General features: G+C 47.9%; 24 protein-coding genes, 3 tRNA genes and 1 pseudogene. 19 read left to right on the forward strand and 9 right to left on the reverse strand.

Annotated features, from left to right (window positions below; all coding sequences use genetic code 11):
• Positions 1 to 14: 14 nt before the first annotated feature.
• Together HEN21_RS18030 and HEN21_RS18035 are read right to left on the reverse strand one after the other, a co-directional pair.
• Entirely contained in the window at positions 15 to 3,986 is a 3,972-nt protein-coding gene (locus HEN21_RS18030) for an autotransporter outer membrane beta-barrel domain-containing protein (RefSeq protein ID WP_176252124.1), read from the reverse strand.
• A gap of 318 nt (positions 3,987 to 4,304) precedes the next feature.
• Positions 4,305 to 4,559 (reverse strand): annotated as a pseudogene (locus HEN21_RS18035) (hypothetical protein); the annotation flags it as partial.
• Between the two features lie 239 nt (positions 4,560 to 4,798).
• Here HEN21_RS18035 and dcyD point away from each other — a divergent pair.
• The 4 genes from dcyD to sdiA all read left to right on the forward strand — a co-directional run bounded on the left by dcyD (position 4,799) and on the right by sdiA (position 8,170).
• Positions 4,799 to 5,785, forward strand: coding sequence for a D-cysteine desulfhydrase (gene dcyD, locus HEN21_RS18040; protein ID WP_001128249.1), 987 nt, complete (start codon positions 4,799 to 4,801; stop codon positions 5,783 to 5,785).
• A 14-nt stretch (positions 5,786 to 5,799) separates the two neighbouring features.
• A complete protein-coding gene (tcyL, locus tag HEN21_RS18045) occupies positions 5,800 to 6,468 on the forward strand; it encodes a cystine ABC transporter permease (protein WP_001158229.1) in 669 nt (222 codons plus the stop codon).
• The gene (gene tcyN, locus HEN21_RS18050; RefSeq protein ID WP_001273017.1) at positions 6,465 to 7,217 is read left to right on the forward strand and encodes an L-cystine ABC transporter ATP-binding protein TcyN; all 753 of its coding nucleotides are present in this window, start codon (positions 6,465 to 6,467) and stop codon (positions 7,215 to 7,217) included. Before tcyL ends, tcyN begins: the two co-directional genes overlap by 4 nt.
• 230 nt (positions 7,218 to 7,447) lie before the next feature.
• Positions 7,448 to 8,170 (forward strand): transcriptional regulator SdiA, encoded by a 723-nt coding sequence (gene sdiA / locus HEN21_RS18055; protein WP_001154263.1) that lies wholly within the window; start codon positions 7,448 to 7,450, stop codon positions 8,168 to 8,170.
• A 66-nt stretch (positions 8,171 to 8,236) separates the two neighbouring features.
• On the opposite strand, the gene yecF is transcribed toward sdiA, so the two are convergent.
• Positions 8,237 to 8,461 carry a DUF2594 family protein YecF gene (gene yecF / locus HEN21_RS18060; RefSeq protein WP_000106474.1) on the reverse strand — a complete coding sequence of 75 codons (225 nt, stop codon included), beginning with the start codon at positions 8,459 to 8,461 and terminating at the stop codon, positions 8,237 to 8,239.
• The gene (locus HEN21_RS18065; protein ID WP_032147866.1) at positions 8,448 to 8,624 is read right to left on the reverse strand and encodes a hypothetical protein; all 177 of its coding nucleotides are present in this window, start codon (positions 8,622 to 8,624) and stop codon (positions 8,448 to 8,450) included. The genes yecF and HEN21_RS18065 overlap by 14 nt, the downstream gene beginning before the upstream one ends.
• Before the next feature lie 296 nt (positions 8,625 to 8,920).
• Between HEN21_RS18065 and uvrY the strand changes: the two genes are divergently transcribed.
• From uvrY to yecA, 7 genes are all read left to right on the forward strand, one after another.
• Complete coding sequence (gene uvrY / locus HEN21_RS18070; RefSeq protein ID WP_000611331.1) at positions 8,921 to 9,577, forward strand: UvrY/SirA/GacA family response regulator transcription factor; 657 nt, start codon at positions 8,921 to 8,923, stop codon at positions 9,575 to 9,577.
• Entirely contained in the window at positions 9,574 to 11,406 is a 1,833-nt protein-coding gene (uvrC, locus tag HEN21_RS18075) for an excinuclease ABC subunit UvrC (RefSeq protein WP_000116021.1), read from the forward strand. Before uvrY ends, uvrC begins: the two co-directional genes overlap by 4 nt.
• 56 nt (positions 11,407 to 11,462) lie before the next feature.
• On the forward strand, positions 11,463 to 12,011 hold the full coding sequence (gene pgsA, locus HEN21_RS18080) for a CDP-diacylglycerol--glycerol-3-phosphate 3-phosphatidyltransferase (RefSeq protein WP_001160187.1): 549 nt from the start codon (positions 11,463 to 11,465) through the stop codon (positions 12,009 to 12,011).
• 151 nt (positions 12,012 to 12,162) lie between these two features.
• Positions 12,163 to 12,238, forward strand: a tRNA-Gly gene (locus HEN21_RS18085).
• 52 nt (positions 12,239 to 12,290) lie between these two features.
• Positions 12,291 to 12,364, forward strand: a tRNA-Cys gene (locus HEN21_RS18090).
• A 12-nt stretch (positions 12,365 to 12,376) separates the two neighbouring features.
• Positions 12,377 to 12,463: transfer RNA gene (locus HEN21_RS18095), tRNA-Leu, on the forward strand.
• Between the two features lie 194 nt (positions 12,464 to 12,657).
• Positions 12,658 to 13,323: a UPF0149 family protein YecA gene (yecA, locus tag HEN21_RS18100; protein WP_105285540.1), complete on the forward strand. Its 666-nt coding sequence runs from the start codon at positions 12,658 to 12,660 to the stop codon at positions 13,321 to 13,323.
• Positions 13,324 to 13,385: 62 nt separating this feature from the next.
• Here yecA and tyrP read toward each other — a convergent pair whose 3' ends face one another.
• Complete coding sequence (gene tyrP / locus HEN21_RS18105; protein WP_000797589.1) at positions 13,386 to 14,597, reverse strand: tyrosine transporter TyrP; 1,212 nt, start codon at positions 14,595 to 14,597, stop codon at positions 13,386 to 13,388.
• Positions 14,598 to 14,787: 190 nt separating this feature from the next.
• Between tyrP and HEN21_RS18110 the strand changes: the two genes are divergently transcribed.
• Positions 14,788 to 15,027, forward strand: coding sequence for a YecH family metal-binding protein (locus HEN21_RS18110; protein WP_000377222.1), 240 nt, complete (start codon positions 14,788 to 14,790; stop codon positions 15,025 to 15,027).
• Positions 15,028 to 15,064: 37 nt separating this feature from the next.
• On the opposite strand, the gene ftnA is transcribed toward HEN21_RS18110, so the two are convergent.
• A complete protein-coding gene (gene ftnA, locus HEN21_RS18115) occupies positions 15,065 to 15,562 on the reverse strand; it encodes a non-heme ferritin (protein ID WP_000917207.1) in 498 nt (165 codons plus the stop codon).
• A 177-nt stretch (positions 15,563 to 15,739) separates the two neighbouring features.
• The gene (gene yecR / locus HEN21_RS18120; protein ID WP_000681530.1) at positions 15,740 to 16,063 is read right to left on the reverse strand and encodes a YecR family lipoprotein; all 324 of its coding nucleotides are present in this window, start codon (positions 16,061 to 16,063) and stop codon (positions 15,740 to 15,742) included.
• 264 nt (positions 16,064 to 16,327) lie between these two features.
• Here yecR and azuC point away from each other — a divergent pair, with 264 nt between their 5' ends.
• Together azuC and yecJ are read left to right on the forward strand one after the other, a co-directional pair.
• Positions 16,328 to 16,414 carry a stress response protein AzuC gene (gene azuC / locus HEN21_RS18125; protein WP_077629254.1) on the forward strand — a complete coding sequence of 29 codons (87 nt, stop codon included), beginning with the start codon at positions 16,328 to 16,330 and terminating at the stop codon, positions 16,412 to 16,414.
• A gap of 114 nt (positions 16,415 to 16,528) precedes the next feature.
• Positions 16,529 to 16,780, forward strand: coding sequence for a DUF2766 family protein YecJ (yecJ, locus tag HEN21_RS18130; protein ID WP_000082114.1), 252 nt, complete (start codon positions 16,529 to 16,531; stop codon positions 16,778 to 16,780).
• An 83-nt stretch (positions 16,781 to 16,863) separates the two neighbouring features.
• On the opposite strand, the gene HEN21_RS18135 is transcribed toward yecJ, so the two are convergent.
• The gene (locus HEN21_RS18135) at positions 16,864 to 17,367 is read right to left on the reverse strand and encodes a non-heme ferritin-like protein (protein WP_176252123.1); all 504 of its coding nucleotides are present in this window, start codon (positions 17,365 to 17,367) and stop codon (positions 16,864 to 16,866) included.
• A gap of 789 nt (positions 17,368 to 18,156) precedes the next feature.
• Here HEN21_RS18135 and araF point away from each other — a divergent pair.
• From araF to otsA, 5 genes are all read left to right on the forward strand, one after another.
• Positions 18,157 to 19,146: an arabinose ABC transporter substrate-binding protein AraF gene (araF, locus tag HEN21_RS18140; RefSeq protein ID WP_000548667.1), complete on the forward strand. Its 990-nt coding sequence runs from the start codon at positions 18,157 to 18,159 to the stop codon at positions 19,144 to 19,146.
• 73 nt (positions 19,147 to 19,219) lie between these two features.
• Positions 19,220 to 20,734, forward strand: coding sequence for an arabinose ABC transporter ATP-binding protein AraG (gene araG / locus HEN21_RS18145; protein ID WP_001187791.1), 1,515 nt, complete (start codon positions 19,220 to 19,222; stop codon positions 20,732 to 20,734).
• Between the two features lie 14 nt (positions 20,735 to 20,748).
• Positions 20,749 to 21,735 carry an arabinose ABC transporter permease AraH gene (gene araH / locus HEN21_RS18150; RefSeq protein ID WP_010356944.1) on the forward strand — a complete coding sequence of 329 codons (987 nt, stop codon included), beginning with the start codon at positions 20,749 to 20,751 and terminating at the stop codon, positions 21,733 to 21,735.
• A 163-nt stretch (positions 21,736 to 21,898) separates the two neighbouring features.
• A complete protein-coding gene (otsB, locus tag HEN21_RS18155) occupies positions 21,899 to 22,702 on the forward strand; it encodes a trehalose-phosphatase (RefSeq protein ID WP_176252122.1) in 804 nt (267 codons plus the stop codon).
• Positions 22,677 to 24,101, forward strand: a complete 1,425-nt coding sequence (gene otsA, locus HEN21_RS18160; RefSeq protein ID WP_010350964.1) for an alpha,alpha-trehalose-phosphate synthase — start codon at positions 22,677 to 22,679, stop codon at positions 24,099 to 24,101. The genes otsB and otsA overlap by 26 nt, the downstream gene beginning before the upstream one ends.
• 6 nt (positions 24,102 to 24,107) lie before the next feature.
• On the opposite strand, the gene uspC is transcribed toward otsA, so the two are convergent.
• The gene (uspC, locus tag HEN21_RS18165) at positions 24,108 to 24,536 is read right to left on the reverse strand and encodes a universal stress protein UspC (RefSeq protein WP_000122664.1); all 429 of its coding nucleotides are present in this window, start codon (positions 24,534 to 24,536) and stop codon (positions 24,108 to 24,110) included.
• Positions 24,537 to 24,879 lie beyond the last annotated feature (343 nt).

Here is a 24,879-nt window from a genome sequence, read left to right on the forward strand (position 1 = left end):
CTAAACTACCCGGTTCAGAATGTATACTTCACACCCAGCATGGCAGAGGCGTCGCTGTATCCCTCGTCACCGATCTGTACACCCACATTGCCCCACAGGTTCAGATGGTCATTTATCTGTCCCTCAACACCGGTTTTTACTTCTCCGATATTGCTGGCGCCGTCCTGATGTACCGTCACACCGTTCATGCGGATGCCAAAATCACGGGTGTTGTGCAGCCAGTTCACCTCAACGAACGGACGGAACTCATGGGATTTGCCGCCGTTCATTCTGTTGTGCCCCTTAATCCAGGTTTTCACACCCAGACGGGTACGGACGTTGCCATCACCGGTGCTTTCAACATGGGTACCATTGCGTTCGCGGTGCTCATCAGCTTTTACGCCCATCCAGATAACCTGAGCCTGAGGCTGGACATACCATTCGTTCAGACTGCCATGGCTACCGGTAAACTCACCGGCTTTCCAGGCATAACCGGTTTCCAGTGAGGCTGTCAGACCTTTTGATTTCCAGGATTCCCCCGGCAGGCCGTCACCTTTCATATCGTTATCGAACCAACTGTACTGTGCCCAGCTATCCAGATAAGCCCCGCTATGTGTCTCATCATTAGCATACCAGGTGGCATACAGACCTGTATTGTATCCTTTCACACTGCCTTTTGAACTGTATCCGGTACGTACAGAATCTGTATTGTTATGGTCATTACCGTAACCAGCCATAACCCCCAGATGCCAGCGGTCAGAGCTGTTCCGGCTCCACTGAGCCAGGTCACCGCCCATCTGCAGGACGTAACGGTTACCCTGTGTTTTCAGTTGGCCTGTACCGTCACGCCAGCGGTTGTGTCCCCCTTCATGGTGCATCCACATGCTGGTTTCTTTCTGCTCACCGGTAATCACATCAGTGTAATGCATCGGCCCCTGGCGTTCATAAAGACGGGATACGAACATGGTGTTTGCTGCAGCAATGTTCGCTGTGTAGGAGCCAGCTTCCGGACGCAGGTCGTTGTCATGACCACCCGGAGCAGGTTCAGGGGCAGGGGGTTGCATTGCTTTCAGAGCGCGCAGCAGGAACGGAGTGTTTTTACCACTGGTCAGATACCAGTTATCACGGTTGCTTCCCTGACCACGTCCCAGCGTGTAGTCATAAGCCCCGGCAGCGATACGCCCGGCCTGAATAAATTCAGCACTGTCAGCATTTCCGTCGACATGAATCAACTCAATACCGTTTAGTGTCTGTGCTCCGGTACCACCTGCATTTATAATAATCACACGTGTCTGACTGGAGGCATCGCCTCTGATTACAAGTTTGTCTGTTGCAGAGCTGTCATTTCCCAGAGCGGTGTTCATGAGCAGTATGCCATTATTACCGGTATAGTTACCCCCGATCGTCAGTACATTACCCGGAGCATCGGCTCTCAGGTCAAGAGTACCGCTGTTGGTTACGTTCCCGGCGACACCACCAGAGCCGGAGAGTGTCCCCTGCTGAGAGATGGTGACCTGGCTGTTGGCAAGCATGACAGGTGCATCAGCCTTGCCCAGAATCAGTGTGCCGGCAGTGTTAACCGAGCCTGCTCCCAGTCCGTCAGTATTAAGCACCTTCACCATTGCCTTTTCTGCGATAGTGGTGGTGGCATTCAGGGCGCGGGTGGCACCAGTAATATCGAACACGCCACCACTGATGTTCAGGGAGCCAGAGCCGATGAGGGTACCTGCAGACAGGCCTCCACCTGCGAGGGTCAGATTACCGCCATTAATGTTCAGTATGGAACCTGCTGCGCTGTTCAGTTTACCTGCGGTCTGGCTGTGACCGTTCATATCCAGCATGGTGTCAGCTGCCAGGCGAATCTCGCTGGTCTGTCCCAGAGCACTGTTGCTGTTCATGCGGACATTGCCGCCACGGATGTCTGTTACACCCGTGTAAGTGTTTTGGGAGGACAGAATCAGTGTTCCTTCGCCGGCTTTGGTCAGCGTTTTTCCATCCCAGCCATGAGATAACTGAACAGCATTGTTATCTGCAAGTCGTACCTTCAGCTCTAACACCGCGCCATTTCTCAGATCAAACGTGCCATATCCATTTCCTGAGGGGTCATTCCACTTCAGGGAAGAACTGACCTCTTTTACTGTCTGCCCATTACCACTAAGTGATGTTAAAACATAGTCTTCAGCACCATCACTCAGTAGATTATTATGCTGATAAATATTATTTTCAGAGAGCCCTGTTATGCCGTCGGAGGTCGTCAACAAGCCGTACTCATTTTGCTTCCATATTGTCATGGCAGTATCAACATTAAGCACTGCACCGTTATTGAACTGAATACTGTTGGCAGTTAAATGACTGGAACCTGTGCTCATATTCAGCGATGAATCTGTGTCAAATACCGAACTTCCGCTAAAAGTGACATCAGCTCCCGAAACGGAAACATGTGTACCTGTACCCGCACTCAGATTGCCTTTTATCTCAGAGCTGGCGGAGTCTTTATTTGTAATGGACAGAGAATTACCATCAGCATTATTTACAGCACTATTCAAAATAATATCACCTTGAATGGTAGAACCGGCGTAGAGATTCAACGAGTTAGTTCCACCATTCAAAGATATTGCGGTGTCACAATCTTGCCCTCTGTTACCAGATATCCCTCCAGCCCCGGAGAAGTTAGCGTTACCTTCCTGTCCTCCATTACCAGGAAAAATTCCGCCATGATTATTTATCGTAATATTACTCCCGGATATAGCAGTGCCACCATTACCTCCGTTGCCACCATCACCTCCGTCACCAGTATTTCCAGTATCGTAACTTTCACCGGGATTACCTCCATCACCACCAGTACCGCCATTTCCGCCAATAATATTTCCATAATTATTTATTTCAATATTATTTCCAGATATGGCAATCCCACCGGTACCTCCAATTCCACCAGTACCACCAGTACCAAGGGTAGTTGAACCAGCGTGTTCATATTCATCTGTACCACCTCTACCACCTTCACCACCAGTGCCCCCCTGTCCGCCAGTTATATTTCCCGTATTATTTATCTTAATATTATTACCATATATAGCAGTCCCCCCAATACCACCATTACCACCGCTACTTCCATTAATATTCTGATCGGTAGTAAATTCGACACTACCTTCGCCACCGCGAGCACCATCCCCCCCCTGGCCACCTGTAATGTGATTATTATTTGTTATCTCCATATTATTTCCGGATATGGCCTTGCCTCCATTCCCTCCGTTGCCGGCAGAAGATCCCCATACCGCCCACCAGGCACCACTACTACCTTGCCCGGCAGTGATATTTCCGTTATTGCTTATTTGAAGATTATTGCCAGATATGGCAGTCCCACCAACAGCAGGAGTCCCAGTTAAACCACCGCTTTCATCGCCATAACCACTGGCTCCAGGCATTCCGCCATTGCCACCCGTAATGCTTCCGTTGTTTGTAATGGTAAGATCATCTCCGGAAATAGCGGTACCCGCTTCACCTCCATCGCCTCCGCCATTACCATAACCTCCCCAACCACCCTTACCACCGGAAATATAACCAGAATTAACAAGAGTAAAATTATTTCCAGTAATGGCTGTACCGCCCTGGCCCCCTGCAGAGCCCATCTTAGTATGATCATCATCACCAGCCCATCCGCCTTCACCGCCACTAATGCTAGTACCGCTGTTAATTGTCAGGATATTTTCATTCTGTAACGAACCGGGTACAACATTAACAATGAGAGCATCTTCACCGGCCTCCCCATCATCATTATCCGGCCTGTCCTGCGAGCCATCAGCACCAATGATATTTTCAGATATTTCAGCAGGGTTTCCTTCAGAAAGAGTAACTTCCTTTTTAGCTGCCAAAGCAGGCTGAATGGCCAGAGTGGCAGATATAAGGCTGCATAGTAACGTTGTCTTCATTCCCTCTTGCGTTATGCCGAATGTTTTTCTGTTGTATATATATACATTAAACCTTTCTTTTTTATTAATTTTGATTTTCACAAAAGCTCCAATTTTTTCTTTAAGAATGGTGGGTTAAATTTTTTGACTGTGTAAATGTCATTGGGGAATAATATGTATTATCTAATCATCATACAAATGCTCGATGCGAGCATTATTGCAAATAAACAGAAAAAATCTATCTCAAGCAATCAGGTTGATTTTTTTTGATGAGTAATTTGAAATTGTAATGTTTTCTGGATGTTAGTTTGTTTATTGATTAGTGTAATTTTAGATAGTGAGTGTTTCTCTGCTTCTTTTATAGGAAAAGTGTCTAAAAATATTCTCGGAGAATATAATATTCTTTTCCTAAAAATAGACTTAGGTATAAATAATAATTAATGCAGAGATAATGATTACCATATTAATGAACGGGTATGGATAACCATGCTTGATCAACCTAAGATGCCAGGAGAAGTTATCCCCGTAACCAGGGGACATCAGATGTTCTGCTTTATGGATATAAGCAGCCTTTACACCGTTACGTTCCTGATGATCCATCGGACATTCAACAGTATCACGGGACCACAAACCTGATTCTATTAATGCACTACATGCCATCACCCGGAATCCGTGACTACTACAGTTGCCAGACGCTCAACGAAAGACCGATAAAACGCCAGAGTATGAATCACCCGCAGAGCGGTTCAACCAGTGTGTTGCATCCATCGGGTGAAATCACAGCCAGAAACGTGTCAACGCTGTTCTGGACGGGGCATAATGACAAAAAAGGTGCTTTAATTAGCGCCTTTTTTATTTAAGCGTTTTTTGCGTGCATAATAACAATATCACAACAACACACACCGGAGGCTTTTATGCCACTGCATAATTTAACTCGTTTCCCACGGCTGGAGTTTATCGGCGCACCAACGCCGCTCGAATATCTGCCGCGTCTTTCTGATTATCTTGGGCGGGAAATTTTCATTAAAAGGGATGACGTCACACCGATGGCGATGGGTGGCAATAAATTACGCAAACTGGAGTTTCTTGCGGCAGATGCCCTGCGTGAAGGTGCCGACACTCTGATTACCGCCGGAGCGATTCAGTCTAACCACGTGCGCCAGACGGCCGCCGTCGCCGCAAAACTTGGGCTGCATTGTGTGGCGCTGCTGGAGAATCCTATCGGAACAGCCGCAGAAAACTATTTAACCAACGGCAATCGCTTGTTGTTGGATCTCTTCAATACCCAGATTGAAATGTGCGATGCGCTGACCGATCCCAATGCCCAACTGGAAGAGCTGGCAACGCGAGTCGAAGCGCAAGGGTTCCGTCCGTACGTCATTCCGGTTGGAGGTTCTAATGCTTTAGGCGCGCTGGGCTATGTGGAGAGCGCGCTGGAAATCGCGCAACAGTGTGAAGGGGCGGTTAATATTTCTTCGGTGGTGGTGGCGTCGGGCAGCGCCGGAACTCACGCTGGACTGGCAGTAGGACTGGAACATCTAATGCCAGAAAGCGAACTGATTGGCGTGACCGTGTCACGTTCCGTTGCTGACCAGTTGCCAAAAGTGGTTAACCTACAACAGGCAATCGCGAAAGAACTGGAACTGAGCGCATCAGCGGAAATTTTACTCTGGGATGACTATTTTGCGCCTGGCTACGGCGTGCCGAACGACGAAGGCATGGAAGCGGTGAAACTGTTGGCGCGGCTGGAAGGCATTCTGCTTGATCCTGTGTATACCGGAAAAGCGATGGCGGGGCTGATTGATGGCATCAGTCAGAAACGCTTCAAAGACGAAGGGCCGATTCTGTTTATTCATACTGGCGGCGCGCCTGCGCTGTTCGCCTATCATCCTCACGTCTAGCCCCGGAAACGCTCATGCAAGAAAGTATACAACTGGTTATTGATTCTTTGCCGTTCCTGCTTAAAGGGGCTGGGTATACGCTGCAACTCAGTATCGGCGGCATGTTTTTTGGCTTACTGCTGGGATTTATTCTCGCGCTGATGCGCCTGTCGCCGCTCTGGCCCGTGCGCTGGCTGGCGCGTTTTTACATTTCCATTTTTCGCGGTACGCCGCTCATCGCGCAACTGTTTATGATCTACTACGGCCTACCGCAGTTTGGCATTGAATTAGATCCGATTCCGTCGGCGATGATTGGCCTGTCACTGAACACCGCTGCCTATGCTGCCGAAACGCTGCGCGCCGCCATTTCATCTATTGATAAAGGTCAGTGGGAAGCAGCCGCCAGTATTGGCATGACGCCATGGCAGACCATGCGTCGCGCTATTTTGCCGCAGGCGGCGCGGGTGGCGCTGCCGCCGCTGTCGAACAGCTTTATCAGCCTGGTAAAAGATACCTCGCTGGCAGCGACGATTCAGGTGCCGGAGTTGTTTCGTCAGGCGCAGTTGATTACCTCGCGCACGCTGGAAGTTTTCACTATGTATCTGGCGGCTTCGCTCATCTACTGGATTATGGCGACAGTGTTATCGACGCTACAGAACCATTTTGAGAATCAACTTAACCGCCAGGAGAGGGAGCCAAAATGAGTGCCATAGAAGTTAAAAACCTGGTGAAAAAATTCCACGGTCAGACGGTACTGCACGGTATCGATCTGGAGGTCAAAACCGGCGAAGTGGTAGCGATTATCGGCCCGAGTGGCTCCGGCAAAACCACGTTGCTACGCAGCATAAATTTGCTGGAACAACCGGAGGCGGGGAGCATCACCGTTGGCGATATCACTATTGATACTGCGCGTTCGTTAAGCCAGCAAAAATCGCTGATTCGCCAGTTGCGCCAGCATGTCGGATTTGTCTTTCAGAATTTTAATCTGTTTCCGCATCGCACAGTGCTGGAAAACATTATTGAAGGGCCGGTGATCGTTAAAGGCGAGCCGAAGGAAGAGGCCACGGCGCGCGCTCGCGAGCTGCTGGCAAAAGTTGGACTGGAAGGGAAAGAGACCAGCTATCCGCGTCGTTTGTCCGGCGGTCAACAGCAACGTGTGGCGATTGCGCGTGCGCTGGCGATGCGACCTGAAGTCATTCTGTTTGACGAACCTACTTCGGCGCTGGACCCGGAGCTGGTGGGTGAAGTCCTGAATACCATACGCCAGTTGGCACAGGAAAAGCGTACCATGGTGATTGTGACGCACGAAATGAGCTTTGCTCGTGACGTTGCTGACCGCGCGATCTTTATGGATCAAGGGCGGATAGTGGAGCAGGGCCCTGCAAAAACCTTATTTGCCGATCCTCAGCATCCCCGCACACGCCAGTTCCTTGAGAAGTTTCTGTTGCAATAAAATAAGAAAAAATCAGCCCCGGCAGCTTTTTAGTCGGGGCGAAAATGTATTCCTGACTGCATAAATCGCTTAATAAATCAGCATAACTTATTAATAACATAAGAGAATGCTATGTCTTGCAAAAGTAATTCATTGTCTGAATAATATAAATTATATATAAATCTTATTTATGTGATAGTTTGAGTTATCAGTATAAATGATACTCACTCTCAGGGGCGTAGCGGTTAACTATGCAGGATACGGATTTTTTCAGCTGGCGTCGCACAATGTTGTTGCGTTTTCAGAGGATGGAGGCCGCAGAAGAGGTCTACCATGAAATAGAGCATCAGACTTACCAACTGGAGTACGATTTTTATTCATTATGTGTGCGTCACCCGGTGCCATTCACGCGACCGAAAGTGGCTTTCTACACCAATTATCCGGAGTCATGGGTCAGTTATTATCAAACCAACAACTTTCTCGCGATTGATCCGGTACTTAACCCTGAAAACTTCAGTCAGGGGCATTTATTGTGGAATGATGATTTATTCAACGAAGCACAGCCGCTATGGGAAGCCGCACGTGCGCATGGTTTACGCCGTGGCGTCACTCAGTATTTAATGCTGCCGAATCGTGCGCTGGGTTTTTTGTCTTTTTCCCGTAGCAGTACGCGTGAAATACCCATTCTTAGTGATGAATTGCAATTAAAAATGCAGCTATTGGTGCGTGAAAGTCTGATGGCGTTGATACGTTTAAATGATGAAATAGTGATGACGCCAGAGATGAATTTCAGCAAGCGGGAAAAAGAAATACTGAAATGGACCGCAGAAGGTAAAACGTCAGCAGAGATAGCGATGATCCTGTCAATCTCTGAGAATACTGTCAATTTCCATCAGAAAAATATGCAGAAAAAAATCAATGCACCGAATAAGACGCAGGTTGCCTGCTACGCAGCCGCAACTGGCTTAATATGATATCTATTACATTGGGCGTGCAAGATGCCAAACCGGCTGAAAGGTGAGCTTTCAGCCGGTTTTATATTACTGACGGTAGGCTTGTTTAATTTGCTTAACCGTTTTGGAAAATACCGCAGCCTGGGTTTCGTCTTCGATCAGCGCAAGCTGTTTTTCCATCTTTAACATCACGCGGCCCGCGTCAGCTTGTCCCATCGCCTGCAGCATCAGCGTCAGCATCGCTTTCAGGCAGGAGACTTCATTTGCCAGTTCTTGATTATTCTCGGCAGTAGAAAAATCAGGCGTACTCATTTATTTTCCTCGTCATGTTGCAATGAAAATTTGCGGTGAAAAATGTTAAGGCGGCGGAGTATACCATAAGCTTTGCTAAAAATAGCAGTGGTTGTTTTTTGCTCACGATATCAGCAATAGTAATAAAACAGGGAATATAACGCGTAATAAATATTTTTATCATGAATGTTTTTCGCACGTATTGTTCGGGTTAATTCATGTTACATATTCATGCCGCTGATTTTTCATTTATGCTGAATAAAGTCAATTTTTGTCACATTTCGGCGTTAGCCTTACTGCGAAACGAGCTGGCAAACCTTTGATGACGGACGTGACGATAACTCTGGACAATCGAATTTACAAAAACGAGAGAAAAATCGAATACCCACCATTTTTAACGTTTCAAAGTTGCAATAAAACCCGCTAATATACGAATGACTAACTATCAGTAGCGTTATCCCTATTTCTGGAGATATTCCTTTGATCAACGTTCTACTTGTTGATGACCACGAACTGGTGCGCGCAGGGATACGACGCATTCTGGAAGATATAAAGGGTATTAAAGTCGTCGGTGAGGCATCCTGCGGTGAAGACGCCGTTAAGTGGTGCCGGGCAAACACCGTTGACGTCGTGCTAATGGACATGAGTATGCCTGGCATTGGCGGTCTTGAGGCGACGCGTAAAATCGCTCGCTCGACAGCAGATGTCAAAATCATCATGCTTACGGTTCATACTGAAAACCCTTTACCAGCGAAAGTAATGCAGGCCGGTGCTGCGGGCTATCTCAGCAAAGGTGCGGCTCCGCAGGAAGTTGTGAGTGCGATTCGCTCTGTCTATTCAGGGCAGCGTTATATTGCTTCTGACATTGCTCAACAAATGGCATTAAGCCAGATCGAACCAGAAAAAACAGAAAGCCCATTTGCCAGTTTGTCTGAACGTGAATTGCAGATTATGCTGATGATTACCAAAGGCCAAAAGGTCAATGAGATCTCAGAACAGCTTAATCTCAGCCCGAAAACGGTGAACAGCTATCGCTACCGTATGTTCAGTAAATTAAACATTCATGGCGATGTGGAGCTGACTCACCTGGCAATTCGCCATGGTCTGTGTAATGCGGAGACATTAACAAGTCAGTGAGTGTTCAGTTTGACGCAAAAGCGTTTTTAAAAACCGTAACCAGCCAACCGGGCGTTTATCGCATGTATGATGCTGGTGGTACGGTTATCTATGTCGGCAAAGCGAAAGACCTGAAAAAACGGCTTTCCAGCTATTTCCGTAGCAACCTCGCTTCGCGCAAAACCGAAGCGTTGGTTGCCCAGATCCAGCAAATTGATGTGACGGTTACCCATACCGAAACCGAAGCTCTGTTGCTGGAACACAACTACATCAAACTTTATCAGCCGCGTTACAACGTTCTGTTACGCGATGATAAATCTTATCCTTTTATTTTTCTTAGCGGCGATACCCATCCGCGTCTGGCTATGCATCGCGGCGCAAAACACGCCAAAGGTGAATATTTCGGCCCGTTCCCAAATGGCTATGCGGTGCGTGAAACCCTGGCGCTGCTACAAAAGATTTTCCCGATTCGCCAGTGTGAAAATAGCGTTTATCGCAACCGCTCACGTCCGTGTCTGCAATATCAGATAGGGCGCTGTCTGGGGCCGTGCGTTGAAGGACTGGTGAGTGAAGAAGAGTACGCCCAGCAGGTAGAGTATGTGCGCCTGTTTTTATCCGGCAAGGACGATCAGGTACTTACTCAACTGATTAGTCGCATGGAAACAGCCAGCCAGAATCTGGAGTTTGAAGAAGCGGCACGTATTCGCGACCAAATCCAGGCGGTGCGACGTGTAACCGAAAAACAGTTTGTCTCCAATACAGGTGATGACCTTGACGTTATTGGCGTCGCTTTCGATGCGGGCATGGCTTGTGTCCACGTCTTGTTTATTCGTCAGGGCAAGGTGCTTGGTAGCCGTAGTTATTTCCCTAAAGTACCTGGCGGTACGGAGCTGGGCGAAGTGGTGGAAACCTTTGTCGGTCAGTTCTATTTACAGGGCAGCCAGATGCGCACCCTGCCGGGTGAGATCCTGCTCGACTTTAATCTTAGCGATAAAACGCTGCTCGCCGATTCCCTTTCAGAACTGGCAGGGCGCAAGATTAACGTTCAGACTAAACCGCGTGGCGATCGGGCACGTTACCTGAAGCTGGCGCGCACCAATGCGGCGACAGCGTTAACCACCAAACTTTCGCAACAATCTACCGTTCACCAGCGTCTGACCGCGCTTGCCAGCGTGTTGAAATTGCCGGAAGTGAAGCGGATGGAGTGTTTTGACATCAGCCATACCATGGGTGAACAAACGGTCGCTTCGTGTGTGGTGTTCGATGCTAACGGCCCGCTGCGTGCAGAGTATCGGCGCTATAACATTACCGGCATTACGCCTGGTGATGATTATGCGGCAATGAATCAGGTGCTGCGTCGGCGTTACGGTAAAGCCATCGACGACAGTAAGATTCCGGACGTGATCCTGATTGATGGCGGCAAAGGCCAGCTTGCGCAGGCGAAAAATGTTTTTGCCGAGCTGGATGTCTCATGGGATAAAAACCATCCGCTGTTGCTTGGTGTGGCGAAAGGAGCCGATCGTAAGGCTGGGCTGGAAACGTTGTTCTTCGAACCTGAAGGTGAGGGCTTCAGTTTGCCGCCAGATTCACCGGCGCTGCATGTCATTCAGCATATCCGAGATGAATCACACGATCACGCGATTGGTGGGCATCGCAAAAAACGCGCAAAAGTCAAAAATACCAGCACGCTGGAAACCATCGAAGGCGTTGGACCAAAACGTCGGCAAATGTTGTTGAAATATATGGGCGGTTTGCAAGGTTTACGTAACGCCAGCGTTGAGGAAATTGCAAAAGTGCCGGGTATTTCGCAAGGTCTGGCAGAAAAGATCTTCTGGTCGTTGAAACATTGATGTCTCTGTAGCAACATAGGGGTAATCTTACTGACAACAGATAGTTACCCGTCATTATGCAATTTAATATCCCTACGTTGCTCACACTGTTCCGTGTCATCCTTATCCCATTCTTTGTATTGGTCTTTTATCTGCCTGTCACCTGGTCGCCGTTTGCTGCCGCACTCATTTTCTGCGTTGCGGCGGTGACTGACTGGTTCGATGGTTTTCTGGCGCGTCGCTGGAATCAGAGTACCCGTTTTGGCGCTTTCCTTGATCCAGTAGCTGATAAAGTGCTGGTTGCCATTGCCATGGTGCTGGTAACTGAGCATTACCATAGCTGGTGGGTCACTTTGCCAGCGGCAACGATGATCGCCCGTGAAATTATCATTTCTGCTCTACGCGAGTGGATGGCTGAACTCGGTAAACGCAGCAGTGTGGCTGTCTCCTGGATTGGTAAAGTAAAAACGACCGCCCAAATGGTGGCGCTGGCCTGGCTGTTATGGCGTCCGAACATTTGGGTTGAGTATGCTGGTATTGCACTTTTCTTTGTGGCTGCGGTACTGACTCTGTGGTCTATGTTGCAATATTTGAGCGCAGCTCGCGCAGATTTGCTTGATCAGTGATCGTTTCGGCGCAAAATTCAGCAAACGATCAAAAGTGGTGAAAAATATCGTTGACTCATCGCGTCAGGTAAGTAGAATGCAACGCATCGAACGGCGGCACTGATTGCCAGACGATAATAAAATCAAGTGATTAGATGATTGCTTGATGAATGCGGGAATAGCTCAGTTGGTAGAGCACGACCTTGCCAAGGTCGGGGTCGCGAGTTCGAGTCTCGTTTCCCGCTCCAGTTAAAAGACATCGGCTTAAGCGGGTGTCTGGCTGAAAAGCCTAAAGAATTTGGCGCGTTAACAAAGCGGTTATGTAGCGGATTGCAAATCCGTCTAGTCCGGTTCGACTCCGGAACGCGCCTCCAATTTTTTCCCGAGCCCGGATGGTGGAATCGGTAGACACAAGGGATTTAAAATCCCTCGGCGTTCGCGCTGTGCGGGTTCAAGTCCCGCTCCGGGTACCATGGGAAAGATAAGAATAAAATCAAAGCAATAAGCAGTGTCGTGAAACCACCTTCGGGTGGTTTTTTTGTGTCTGCCACTTATCGTTATACCCCTCTTATTTTTAATCACCAGGTAATCCACTCAAAAAGTATCTCTATGCCAGAGCGACATGTAAGATAGACGCTGGCGAGTCGAGATCCACAAGGAAAAGCGTATGAAAACGGGACCGTTGAACGAAAGTGAGTTGGAATGGCTGGATGATATCCTGACCAAATACAACACAGACCACGCCATCCTTGATGTAGCTGAGCTGGACGGTTTATTGACGGCGGTGTTGAGTTCTCCGCAAGAAATTGAACCAGAACAGTGGTTGGTGGCCGTCTGGGGTGGGGCGGACTATGTACCGCGCTGGGCGTCAGAAAAAGAGATGACGCGCTTTATGAACCTGGCTTTTCAACATATGGCCGATACCGCAGAGCGTCTGAACGAATTTCCTGATCAGTTTGAGCCGTTATTTGGTCTGCGAGAGGTTGATGGTCGTGAGCTGACGATCGTTGAGGAGTGGTGCTTTGGCTATATGCGTGGCGTTGCCCTCTCTGACTGGTCGGCATTGCCGGAATCCTTAAAACCGGCGCTTGAGGCGATTGCGCTGCACGGTACGGAAGAAAACTTCGAGCGGGTAGAGAAGCTGTCACCGGAAGCGTTTGATGAGAGTGTGGATGCCATTCGACTGGCGGCACTTGATTTGCACGCTTACTGGATGGCTCATCAGCAGGAAAAGCCTGTTCAGCAACCGATCAAAGCAGAAGAAAAACCGGGTCGTAACGATCCTTGTCCGTGCGGTAGTGGTAAGAAATTTAAGCAGTGCTGCCTGCATTAAGAGGTCACATTGGGTGCCAGAGTTAATTCTGGCACCCAACAAGGATATGTGAGGCTATTTAATCACCCCACTTCTGGTAACCATCCTGCTGCAATCAAAAATTGCACTCCAATCACGCCAATACCACAGAGAAACACCAGTACCAGCGCCGGACGGCCGCCTTTAACCCGATAACCTGCTTGTGGATTATGCTTTCTGCTTTGCCAGGTCAGCAGGGAAGGGATAATCAACGCCAGTACAGCAAGCGCCACACCGGCGTAACCCAGCGCCATCACAAAGCCACGTGGGTAAAACAGAGCAAATGCCAGCGGTGGCAGAAAAGTAATTGCCCCGGTTTGCATTCTCCCGCCAACGCTATTTGAACGCTGAAACAGATCCGCAAGATAATCAAATAAGCCTAATGCTACGCCGAGGAAGGACGTTGCGAGGGCTAAGTCCGCAAATAAATGCACCGCCAGTTCGACATGCGGTGAGGCCACCACTTCGCGTAATGCCTGTAACAGCCCGTTGAGCCCGGCATGATTAGCCAGCAGTCCCATAAAAGTTGTTGAATCAATGCTGCCCAGCGTCGCCAGTTGCCAGAAGATATACGCCACCAGAGGGATCGCACTACCTGTAATAAATACCCAGCGCAGCTTGCGAATGTTGCCATCCATATAACTGACGATGCTAGGTACACTACCGTGGAAGCCAAATGACGTAAAAATTACCGGGATCGCAGACAACGCGAGTCCTTGTTGCAGCGGTAGAGTTAAAAGATTCACTTTATGAATATGCGGTAGCAGCAGTACCAGCATCACCACCAGAAAAATAATTTTGGCGCTAAACAGAAAGCGGTTAAATAAATCGACCAGCGACGTCCCGACACAAACCACACCACCGGCAACAAAAGTGAACAACAACACGCCAGCGGTTGCCGACACTGGAATACCGGTCCAGTCACTGATGCTGGAGGCAAGTAATTCACCGGCACCGCTAATGTACGCCGCTGTCAGGGCGTACATTAAAAACATCATACTGAAGCCAGTGAGCCACTGCCCATAACGCCCCAGATAGCGTTTTGCCAGCGTGCCCAGACCGGTATCTGCGGGGACATGCTGGTACACCTCCAGCAATAGCAGTGCGGTGTAACACATCAATGCCCACAGACCAACTAACAATGTCAATGTGACACTAAAACCGACGCCTGCTGCCGCCAGTGGCATTGCCAACATACCCGCGCCAATTGTGGTTCCTGCCACGATAAAAACACTTCCCAGAGTTCTGTTTTTCACGCTTTCTTCTGTCCTGACGATCTTTATGAGAGATATCTGCGGCGCAGGTTAAGGCATTCTACATTTCTCGTCAAATCGACGTTACATTTACTGTAAACAAAAATGTACAATAAAATGCATTCGGAACTGCGCTGGCGCAAAGCCTTGATGAGCGGATATCGCTACGCTATGCCCTTTTTGAGGAGGAACGATGGACTCTATTCACGGTCATGAAGTGTTAAATATGATGATTGAATCAGGCGAGCAATATACGCACGCCAGTCTGGAAGCGGCGATCAAAGCGCGTTTTGGTGAACAGGCGCGTTTTCATACCTGCTCGGCGGAAGGGATGACAGCGGGAGAGCTGGTGGCGTTTCTGGCGGCGAAAGGTAAATTTATTCCCGGCGAAGAAGGGTTCTCAACCGATACAAGTAAAATTTGTCGCCACTGATATGAAACGGCGGCAGTAAATCTGCCGCCAGAATAGATTAGTTTTGCGCGTCGAGGGTAGAAAGTTCTTTATCGATGAAATAAAGACCTTCGCCGCTTTTACCGGCCAGACTTAATTTATCAATAATCGATTTGAACAATTTCTCTTCTTCATGCTGCTCAGAAACATACCATTGCAGGAAATTAAACGTTGGGTAATCCTGGTTGGTCATGGCGGCGTGAGCCAGTTCATTAATTTTCTGCGTGATTAATTGTTCATGCTTATAGGTTTCCTGGAATAATTCATCAAGTGAAGAATATTCAGCAAACGGGGATTCAACGGTATTAATACGCGGTAAGTTTCCGGTATCGGTCAGATAATCAAACAGACGCTGCATATGCGTCATCTCTTCCTGGGCGTGGCGGCGCAGAAACGCAGCCGCACCTTCAAAGGTATGATAGCTGCACCAGGCGCTCATTTGCTGATAAAGCAGTGAAGAGTACAGTTCCAGGTTCATCTGCTCATTGAGTTTTTCAATCATTTCTGGTTTCAGCATGATAGTGCTCCACAAAGGTTATTTTTGTTGCTGTGGCGCCACTATAATTTGTTATTTTATTATTTGCAAAAGGTAAAATATTAAATTCAATTATTAAAAATACGAATGGGAATAAAACGCATTAACGCTATTCGTGGGATTAATTAACCAGCGAAGCATCCCTCGCTGATTAAGGCTTTATTGATAAGTCGAGGGCATTAAATTTTGGCACTGATACGACAACGTAAATTCCGTATTCAGACATAACGCCCCCGCAAACAGACTACAGTTACTTACAGGTTGCCCAAACGCAATGGCGCGGGTAAACCCTGCGTGCTGACATGCGCGTTCCGCTATTCTTTGATTAAGATAGCTGTCAGTACGGGCGTGTTGTAAAAACGCCTGGTCATAAACGAGGCGTACAATACCGCTCGTGACATTAACCTCGCTCAATTGAGCCTGACGAGTTACGGTGCAGCCCGCTAATGTTAAAAGCGAAAAAACAATTATCAAATGTTTCATGTCACGGCCTGAAAAGGGAGAAGAAACAGGTATTGTACCTGCGTGCAGGATCAGGTTATGGACAGAAAAGACGACGGATCGGCGCTATTCCTTGCTTTTCCCAGAAGTCAGATGCTTTATGGCGACTTTGTGGGTTATCAATTTCATAACATTAAAGGGATATTTGTGTGATATAAATCACATAAAGATTGATTTTTGTGATGGATGTCATATTATAAGCGCAAAGACGATAACACCTGCATAACAAATAGTCGGAGTACCTCAATGAAACTGCGCAAAATCCTGAAAAGCATGTTCGATAACTATTGCAAGACGTTCAAAGACGTACCGCCAGGCAATATGTTCAGATAACAAAAAACCTGCTTCGGCAGGTTTTTTTGTGCCCTGGTGATGTCGGATGTGACTATCGCTGTGGAGGGGAAGCCGCTACTATAGCGGCTTTCAAAATGCTATCAGGAGTTTACAATGTCCCAGCCGCTGAATGCCGATCAGGAACTGGTCTCTGATGTTGTCGCTTGCCAGTTGGTAATCAAACAAATTCTCGACGTACTCGATGTGATCGCTCCTGTTGAGTTGCGTGAAAAAATGTCCAGCCAGTTGAAGAATATCGATTTTACTAACCATCCCGCCGCAGCCGATCCGGTAACGATGCGCGCTATCCAAAAAGCCATCGCGCTGATTGAACTGAAATTTACTCCGCAAGGTGAATCCCATTAAAAAAACCGCTGCTTCAAAGTATGAAGCAGCGGTTTTCTCAAAATTATTTGTATCCGGCGCATGTTTTAAAGCGCCGAACATGATTAATGTATCTGATGCGACACGACATTAAGAACATGCTGGTCGGTCTGGACAGGGCACATACCGGCAAGTTTCGCGCTGCGCACTTCATCAAGAATGGTTTGCAACAACAGGCCATCGTGCTGCTGTTCTTTTTCCAGATCGCGCAGGAAATCGACGGTAGAATCATCATTCAATTCTTTAGCTTCATCGGCTAATTGTGACAGCTTGCTTGAACGCTGCTCATATTCTTCCATCGTTTTTTGGAAGAGTTCTTCCAGAGAGTTAAGCTTTTCTCTTGGTACATCGATAGCTTTAACGATGGGAGTTGCTCCGATACTTTTCATAAAGTTAAACATGCGCATCATTTGCGTCACGTTACTTTGAGCCTGGGCGCGAAGGAAAGTAGCGGTGCCATTCAGACTTTGTTCAGAACACCATTTGCTCAGGTGAAGGTAGAGATTGGATGCGTAAAACTCGCGGTTCATTTGGGTGTTGAGTTTGAGAAGCATTCCAGTGGTTGCCATACCTAATATCCTTATATCCAGAAGACGTGAGGTGCAAGATGAATCAAAACACCGTAATTACTGCTTGCAGAATAATTCCTTTCTGCATATCCAAAATGTGATCGTGGAGTCAATTCTGACGATGATCTGAAATAAGCATAACGTCTGAACGAATATAAGAAAATCCTTAAATCACCAGATTTATATTTTTTTACATTTCATTGATGAGAGCAATTAGTTTGCAATAATTCCTAATGCGTCATATTGATGTATTTCATTGATATTAAAATAAATCATTAATAGCATGATGATGCTTTGATATTTTAAGAAGTTTTTTCAGTTATGCGATGATGCTCTCATTATAGCGTTATCCTTAATTAATAAATGAGGTGATAATTAATGTAGAAATTGATTGGTGCAAGGTTTAGAGACTTCTTCCTCCTTTCACTATTCAGCGCAAATGAACAACCTCTTGCCCGGTAATAATTAGATTAAAAAAGATACTCCCTGCCTCTCAAAGCAGACCACAAGGATTTCCAGGCTAATGTCATGGATTATTCTGCTAATGCTTTTTTGATTTGTCAGACAATTAACGATTCCAGTATGTCATTTCTCGCTGAATTTATGCACGTTCTCACTGTAATTCTGCTATGTGATATTGCTCTCCTATGGAGAATTAATTTCTCGCTAAAACTATGCCAACACAGTCAATTATCTTTTCGATAAAGGTAATGCTTTGTTTTCCGATTGAATTAACAAAAGTTCTTAGTTTTTGCCCTACACAAAATGACGCTAAAGCTGGAGATAACCATGCACAAATTTACTAAAGCTCTTGCAGCCATTGGTCTGGCTGCCGTTATGTCACAATCCGCTATGGCGGAAAACCTGAAACTCGGTTTCCTGGTAAAGCAACCAGAAGAGCCGTGGTTCCAGACCGAATGGAAGTTTGCCGATAAAGCCGGGAAAGATTTAGGGTTTGACGTTATTAAGATTGCCGTGCCGGATGGCGAAAAGACGCTGAACGCCATCGACAGTCTGGCTGCCAGCGGTGCGAAAGGGTTTGTCATTTGTACGCCAGACCCGAAACTGGGTTCCGCAATTGTGGCGAAAGCACGTGGCTATGGTATGAAAGTGATTGCCGTGGATGACCAGTTTGTAAATGCCAAAGGTAAGCCGATGGATACCGTGCCGCTGGTGATGATGGCGGCGACCAAAATTGGTGAGCGTCAGGGCCAGGAACTGTATAAAGAGATGCAGAAACGTGGTTGGGACGTAAAAGAAAGTGCCGTAATGGCGATTACTGCCAACGAACTGGATACCGCTCGTCGCCGTACCACGGGGTCTATGGACGCGCTGAAAGCCGCCGGATTCCCGGAAAAACAAATTTATCAGGTTCCCACCAAATCTAACGACATCCCAGGGGCATTTGACGCCGCCAACTCCATGCTGGTTCAGCATCCTGAAGTTAAACACTGGTTGATTGTCGGGATGAATGACAGCACCGTGCTGGGCGGTGTACGTGCAACGGAAGGTCAGGGCTTTAAAGCGGCGGACATCATTGGTATTGGTATCAATGGGGTGGATGCGGTGAGCGAGCTGTCAAAAGCGCAGGCTACCGGTTTCTACGGTTCACTCCTGCCAAGTCCAGACGTACATGGCTATAAATCCAGCGAAATGCTCTACAACTGGGTAGCGAAAGACGTAGAACCACCAAAATTCACTGAAGTTACCGATGTAGTTCTGATTACGCGCGACAACTTTAAAGAAGAACTGGAGAAAAAAGGTTTAGGCGGTAAGTAATCTGCCGTAAAAATTCCCCTCTGCCTTTATTGTGCAGAGGGGGTGTGAAAGACCAGTGATTCACGGAGACGTTATGCAACAGTCTACCCCGTATCTCTCATTTCGCGGCATTGGTAAAACTTTCCCCGGCGTTAAGGCGTTGACGGATATCAGTTTTGACTGCTATGCCGGTCAGGTTCATGCGTTGATGGGTGAAAATGGCGCAGGAAAATCAACACTCTTAAAAATCCTTAGTGGAAACTATGCGCCAACCACGGGTTCTGTAGTAATTAATGGACAAGAAATGTCCTTTTCCGACACGACCGCTGCGCTTAACGCGGGTGTGGCGATTATTTACCAGGAACTGCATCTCGTGCCGGAAATGACCGTCGCGGAAAATATTTATCTCGGCCAGCTTCCCCATAAAGGCGGCATTGTGAATCGTTCACTGCTGAATTATGAAGCAGGTTTACAACTCAAACATCTGGGTATGGATATTGACCCGGCTACGCCGCTGAAATATCTCTCCATTGGTCAGTGGCAGATGGTTGAAATTGCCAAAGCTCTGGCGCGTAACGCCAAAATTATCGCCTTTGATGAGCCAACCAGCTCCCTGTCTGCCCGTGAAATCGACAATCTTTTCCGCGTTATTCGTGAACTGCGAAAAGAGGGGCGGGTGATCTTATACGTTTCTCACCGTATGGAAGAAATATTTGCCCTCAGCGATGCCATCACCGTCTTTAAAGATGGGCGTTATGTCAAAACCTTTACCGATATGCAGCAGGTTGACCACGACGCACTGGTACAGGCGATGGTTGGTCGCGATATCGGCGATATCTACGGCTGGCAACCGCGTAGCTATGGTGAGGAGCGATTGCGTCTGGATGCCGTGAAGGCGCCTGGTGTGCGTACGCCAATAAGCCTGACCGTTCGCAGTGGTGAAATCGTTGGTCTGTTTGGTCTGGTGGGGGCAGGACGCAGCGAATTAATGAAAGGCATGTTTGGTGGGACGCAAATCACCGCCGGTCAGGTTTATATCGACCAAAAGCCGATCGATATCCGTAAACCAGGCCACGCCATTGCTGCTGGCATGATGCTCTGTCCAGAAGATCGTAAAGCGGAAGGCATTATTCCGGTGCATTCCGTCCGTGACAATATCAACATCAGCGCCCGTCGCAAGCATGTTCTCGGCGGTTGCGTGATCAATAACGGCTGGGAAGCAAATAATGCTGATCACCATATTCGTTCGCTCAATATCAAAACGCCAGGAGCAGAGCAATTAATCATGAATCTCTCCGGTGGTAATCAGCAAAAAGCCATTCTGGGACGCTGGTTATCGGAAGATATGAAAGTCATTTTGCTGGATGAACCTACGCGCGGTATTGATGTGGGAGCCAAGCACGAAATATATAACGTGATTTATGCGCTGGCGGCGCAGGGGGTGGCGGTGCTGTTTGCCTCCAGCGATCTGCCCGAAGTCCTCGGCGTCGCCGACCGTATTGTCGTCATGCGTGAAGGTGAAATCGCTGGTGAATTGCTACACGAGCAGGCAGATGAGCGTCAGGCACTAAGCCTTGCTATGCCTAAAGTCAGTCAGGCAGTTGCCTGAGTAAGGAGAGTATGATGTCTTCTGTTTCTACATCGGGTTCTGGCGCACCTAAGTCGTCATTCAGCTTCGGCCGTATCTGGGATCAGTACGGTATGCTGGTGGTGTTTGCGGTGCTGTTTATTGCCTGTGCCATTTTTGTCCCGAACTTTGCCACCTTCATTAATATGAAAGGGCTGGGGCTGGCAATCTCCATGTCGGGGATGGTGGCGTGCGGTATGTTGTTCTGTCTCGCGTCGGGTGACTTTGACCTTTCTGTTGCTTCGGTCATTGCCTGTGCAGGCGTCACTACGGCGGTGGTTATCAATCTGACCGAAAGCCTGTGGATAGGCGTGGCGGCAGGTTTGCTGCTGGGCGTCCTCTGCGGTCTGGTGAATGGCTTTGTTATCGCTAAACTTAAAATTAACGCCTTGATTACCACGCTGGCGACGATGCAGATTGTCCGTGGTCTGGCGTATATCATCTCTGACGGTAAAGCGGTCGGTATCGAAGATGAAAGTTTCTTTGCTCTCGGTTATGCCAACTGGTTCGGCCTGCCTGCGCCAATCTGGCTCACTGTCGCTTGCCTGATAATCTTTGGCTTGCTGCTGAACAAAACTACCTTTGGTCGTAATACGCTGGCGATTGGCGGTAACGAAGAGGCCGCGCGTCTGGCGGGTGTACCTGTTGTCCGCACCAAAATCATTATCTTCGTTCTCTCTGGTCTGGTATCGGCGATTGCCGGGATTGTTCTGGCTTCGCGCATGACCAGCGGTCAGCCGATGACCTCGATTGGCTATGAGTTGATTGTTATCTCAGCCTGCGTTTTAGGTGGCGTTTCTCTGAAAGGTGGCATCGGAAAAATCTCATATGTGGTGGCGGGTATCTTAATTTTAGGGACTGTAGAAAATGCTATGAACCTGCTCAATATTTCTCCTTTCGCGCAGTACGTGGTTCGTGGCTTAATCCTGCTGGCGGCGGTGATCTTCGACCGTTACAAGCAAAAAGCGAAACGCACTGTCTGATGCTTTTTTTCGCAACAATTTAGCTCTTTTTTCCATCACAGCCAGCCGCCACAACGGCTGGCTGTTCTTTTTTGCAAATGGCGAGCTACGTCACACTGTCTATACTTACATGTCTGTAAAGCGCGTTCTGCGCGAACTATAAAAAGATAAGGAGGAGTACCGGGTGACAGAACCGTTAACCGAACCCCCTGAACTATCCGCGAAATATGCCTGGTTTTTTGATCTCGATGGAACGCTGGCGGAAATTAAACCGCATCCCGATCAGGTCGTCGTGCCTGACAATATTCTGCAAGGACTTCAGCTACTGGCAACCGCAAGTGATGGTGCATTGGCATTGATATCAGGGCGCTCAATGGTCGAGCTTGACGCACTGGCAAAACCTTATCGCTTCCCGTTAGCGGGCGTGCATGGGGCGGAGCGCCGTGACATCAATGGTAAAACGCATATCGTTCATTTGCCGGATGCGATTGCCCGCGATATTAGCGTTCAACTGCATACGGCAATCAGCCACTATCCCGGTGCGGAAGTGGAGGCCAAAGGGATGGCGTTTGCGCTGCATTATCGTCAGGCGCCGCAGCACGAAGACGCCTTATTGACATTAGCGCAACGCATTACCCAGATTTGGCCGCAAATGGCATTACAGCAGGGAAAGTGTGTCGTCGAGATTAAACCAGGAAACACTAGTAAAGGGGAGGCGATTGCAGCCTTTATGCAGGAAGCTCCCTTTATCGGCCGTAAGCCCGTTTTTCTGGGCGATGATTTAACCGATGAATCTGGCTTCGCGGTCGTTAACCGACTGGGTGGAATGTCAGTGAAAATTGGCACCGGAGCGACTCAGGCATCATGGCGGCTGGCGGGCGTGCCGGATGTCTGGAGCTGGCTTGAAATGATAACCAACGCATTACAACAACAAAAAAGAGAAAATAACAGGAGTGATGACTATGAGTCGTTTAGTCGTAGTATCTAACCGGATTGCACCACCAGACGAGCACGCCGCCAGTGCCGGTGGCCTTGCTGTCGGCATACTGGGGGCACTGAAAGCCGCAGGTGGACTGTGGTTTGGCTGGAGTGGCGAAACAGGGAATGAGGATCAGCCGCTAAAAAAGGTGAAAAAAGGAAATATTACCTGGGCCTCTTTTAACCTCAGCGAACAGGATCTCGACGAATACTACAACCAATTCTCTAATGCCGTTCTCTGGCCTGCATTTCATTATCGACTCGATCTGGTGCAATTTCAGCGTCCTGCCTGGGACGGCTATCTACGCGTAAATGCGTTACTGGCAGATAAATTACTGCCGCTGCTGGAAGACGATGACATTATCTGGGTTCACGATTATCACCTGTTGCCATTTGCGCATGAATTACGCAAACGTGGGGTGAATAATCGCATTGGTTTCTTCCTGCATATTCCTTTCCCGACGCCGGAAATCTTCAATGCGCTGCCGACGTATGACACCTTGCTTGAACAGCTTTGTGATTATGATTTACTGGGTTTCCAGACAGAGAACGATCGTCTGGCGTTCCTGGATTGCCTTTCTAACCTGACCCGCGTTACGACGCGTAGCTCAAAAAGCCATACGGCCTGGGGCAAAGCGTTTCGAACCGAAGTTTACCCCATTGGCATTGAACCAGATGAGATTGCCAAACAGGCTGCCGGACCACTGCCGGCAAAACTGGCGCAACTAAAAGCGGAACTGAAAAATGTACAGAATATCTTTTCTGTCGAACGACTGGATTATTCCAAAGGTTTGCCGGAGCGTTTTCTCGCCTATGAAGCGTTGCTGGAAAAATATCCGCAACATCACGGTAAAATTCGCTATACCCAGATTGCGCCAACGTCGCGTGGTGATGTGCAAGCGTATCAGGATATTCGTCATCAGTTGGAAAATGAAGCCGGGAGAATTAACGGCAAATATGGTCAATTAGGCTGGACGCCGCTTTATTATCTGAATCAGCATTTTGATCGTAAATTACTGATGAAAATCTTCCGCTATTCCGATGTTGGATTAGTGACGCCGCTGCGCGACGGAATGAACCTGGTCGCGAAAGAGTATGTTGCCGCACAAGATCCTGCCAATCCGGGCGTACTGGTACTTTCGCAATTTGCCGGGGCGGCAAACGAACTGACGTCGGCGTTAATTGTAAACCCATACGATCGTGATGAAGTTGCGGCGGCGCTCAATCGGGCGTTGACGATGTCGCTGGCGGAACGTATTTCCCGCCATGCAGAAATGCTGGAAGTTATTGTGAAAAACGACATTAATCACTGGCAGGAGTATTTTATTCGCGACCTAAAGCAGATAGTTCCGCGAAGCGCGGAAAGTCAGCAGCGCGATAAAGTTGCCACCTTTCCGAAACTGGCGTAATCGCGGTTAATCTCCCTTAAGCGGAACCAGTAGTACATCGACCTCGCTTGAGGCAATCACACTTTTCGCTGAGCAGGATGCTCGCGAAAAGAAACTGTGGTTATGATTGCCGCAAATCACCAAATCGAATTTATGTTTACGGCACACTGCCAGAATATGTTCGCTTAACTCTCCGCAAGCAATAAACGTCTCTTCTACCGGATATCCCGCATCCTTAATTAATTTATCAAGAAAGTTTTGTGTTTCTTCATGCATCACGCTGCGTAAATCTTCAAGCATCGGTGCGGCTAATTGATTGAATATTTCCGGGTCGGAAGCGAGAGTGATCAAACTTATGCGTCCATTAACCGGACGGGCGATAGATACCGCTTTTGTTAACAGTTGCTGGCTTTCTGGCGAGACAGCTACAGCAACAAGAACATTGGTATAGCTCATAACCTGCTCCTTATTCTGTGAACTTCAGGTGTTATTACAGCTTTACTCTGAATGAGGCACTGATGCAATAACAACTCAGTCAAAAAGGTAAATATTAGGCTGGTTACTAGTAAGAATAATTAATTAGTACCGCAATGTTATCATGCGATCACCAGTGTGGTTATAAGAAGTGAAATTAACTATTTTCCTTATAAAACAAATGGATAATATTTGTAAAACATTTACTTAACATTTGAGGAGTTCCCGGCTTTATTTTCACTTGAACAGGCTCATGTTATGTAACTCTCTGTTTGAAAATAATTTATAGAGGATAAATAAATTTATTTCATACATAACATATGGT

Source organism: Escherichia sp. 93.1518, assembly GCF_013368915.2.
GTDB lineage: Bacteria > Pseudomonadota > Gammaproteobacteria > Enterobacterales > Enterobacteriaceae > Escherichia > Escherichia ruysiae.

Excerpts from the sequence above, each read along its gene's own strand:
- dcyD (WP_001128249.1), top strand. The coding sequence starts at position 4,799 with ATGCCACTGCATAATTTAACTCGTTTCCCACGGCTGGAGTTTATCGGC.
- tcyL (WP_001158229.1), top strand. The coding sequence starts at position 5,800 with ATGCAAGAAAGTATACAACTGGTTATTGATTCTTTGCCGTTCCTGCTT.
- tcyN (WP_001273017.1), top strand. The coding sequence starts at position 6,465 with ATGAGTGCCATAGAAGTTAAAAACCTGGTGAAAAAATTCCACGGTCAG.
- sdiA (WP_001154263.1), top strand. The coding sequence starts at position 7,448 with ATGCAGGATACGGATTTTTTCAGCTGGCGTCGCACAATGTTGTTGCGT.
- yecF (WP_000106474.1), bottom strand. The coding sequence starts at position 8,461 with ATGAGTACGCCTGATTTTTCTACTGCCGAGAATAATCAAGAACTGGCA.
- HEN21_RS18065 (WP_032147866.1), bottom strand. The coding sequence starts at position 8,624 with ATGATAAAAATATTTATTACGCGTTATATTCCCTGTTTTATTACTATT.
- pgsA (WP_001160187.1), top strand. The coding sequence starts at position 11,463 with ATGCAATTTAATATCCCTACGTTGCTCACACTGTTCCGTGTCATCCTT.
- yecA (WP_105285540.1), top strand. The coding sequence starts at position 12,658 with ATGAAAACGGGACCGTTGAACGAAAGTGAGTTGGAATGGCTGGATGAT.
- HEN21_RS18110 (WP_000377222.1), top strand. The coding sequence starts at position 14,788 with ATGGACTCTATTCACGGTCATGAAGTGTTAAATATGATGATTGAATCA.
- ftnA (WP_000917207.1), bottom strand. The coding sequence starts at position 15,562 with ATGCTGAAACCAGAAATGATTGAAAAACTCAATGAGCAGATGAACCTG.
- yecR (WP_000681530.1), bottom strand. The coding sequence starts at position 16,063 with ATGAAACATTTGATAATTGTTTTTTCGCTTTTAACATTAGCGGGCTGC.
- azuC (WP_077629254.1), top strand. The coding sequence starts at position 16,328 with ATGAAACTGCGCAAAATCCTGAAAAGCATGTTCGATAACTATTGCAAG.
- yecJ (WP_000082114.1), top strand. The coding sequence starts at position 16,529 with ATGTCCCAGCCGCTGAATGCCGATCAGGAACTGGTCTCTGATGTTGTC.
- HEN21_RS18135 (WP_176252123.1), bottom strand. The coding sequence starts at position 17,367 with ATGGCAACCACTGGAATGCTTCTCAAACTCAACACCCAAATGAACCGC.
- araF (WP_000548667.1), top strand. The coding sequence starts at position 18,157 with ATGCACAAATTTACTAAAGCTCTTGCAGCCATTGGTCTGGCTGCCGTT.
- araG (WP_001187791.1), top strand. The coding sequence starts at position 19,220 with ATGCAACAGTCTACCCCGTATCTCTCATTTCGCGGCATTGGTAAAACT.
- araH (WP_010356944.1), top strand. The coding sequence starts at position 20,749 with ATGTCTTCTGTTTCTACATCGGGTTCTGGCGCACCTAAGTCGTCATTC.
- otsA (WP_010350964.1), top strand. The coding sequence starts at position 22,677 with ATGAGTCGTTTAGTCGTAGTATCTAACCGGATTGCACCACCAGACGAG.
- uspC (WP_000122664.1), bottom strand. The coding sequence starts at position 24,536 with ATGAGCTATACCAATGTTCTTGTTGCTGTAGCTGTCTCGCCAGAAAGC.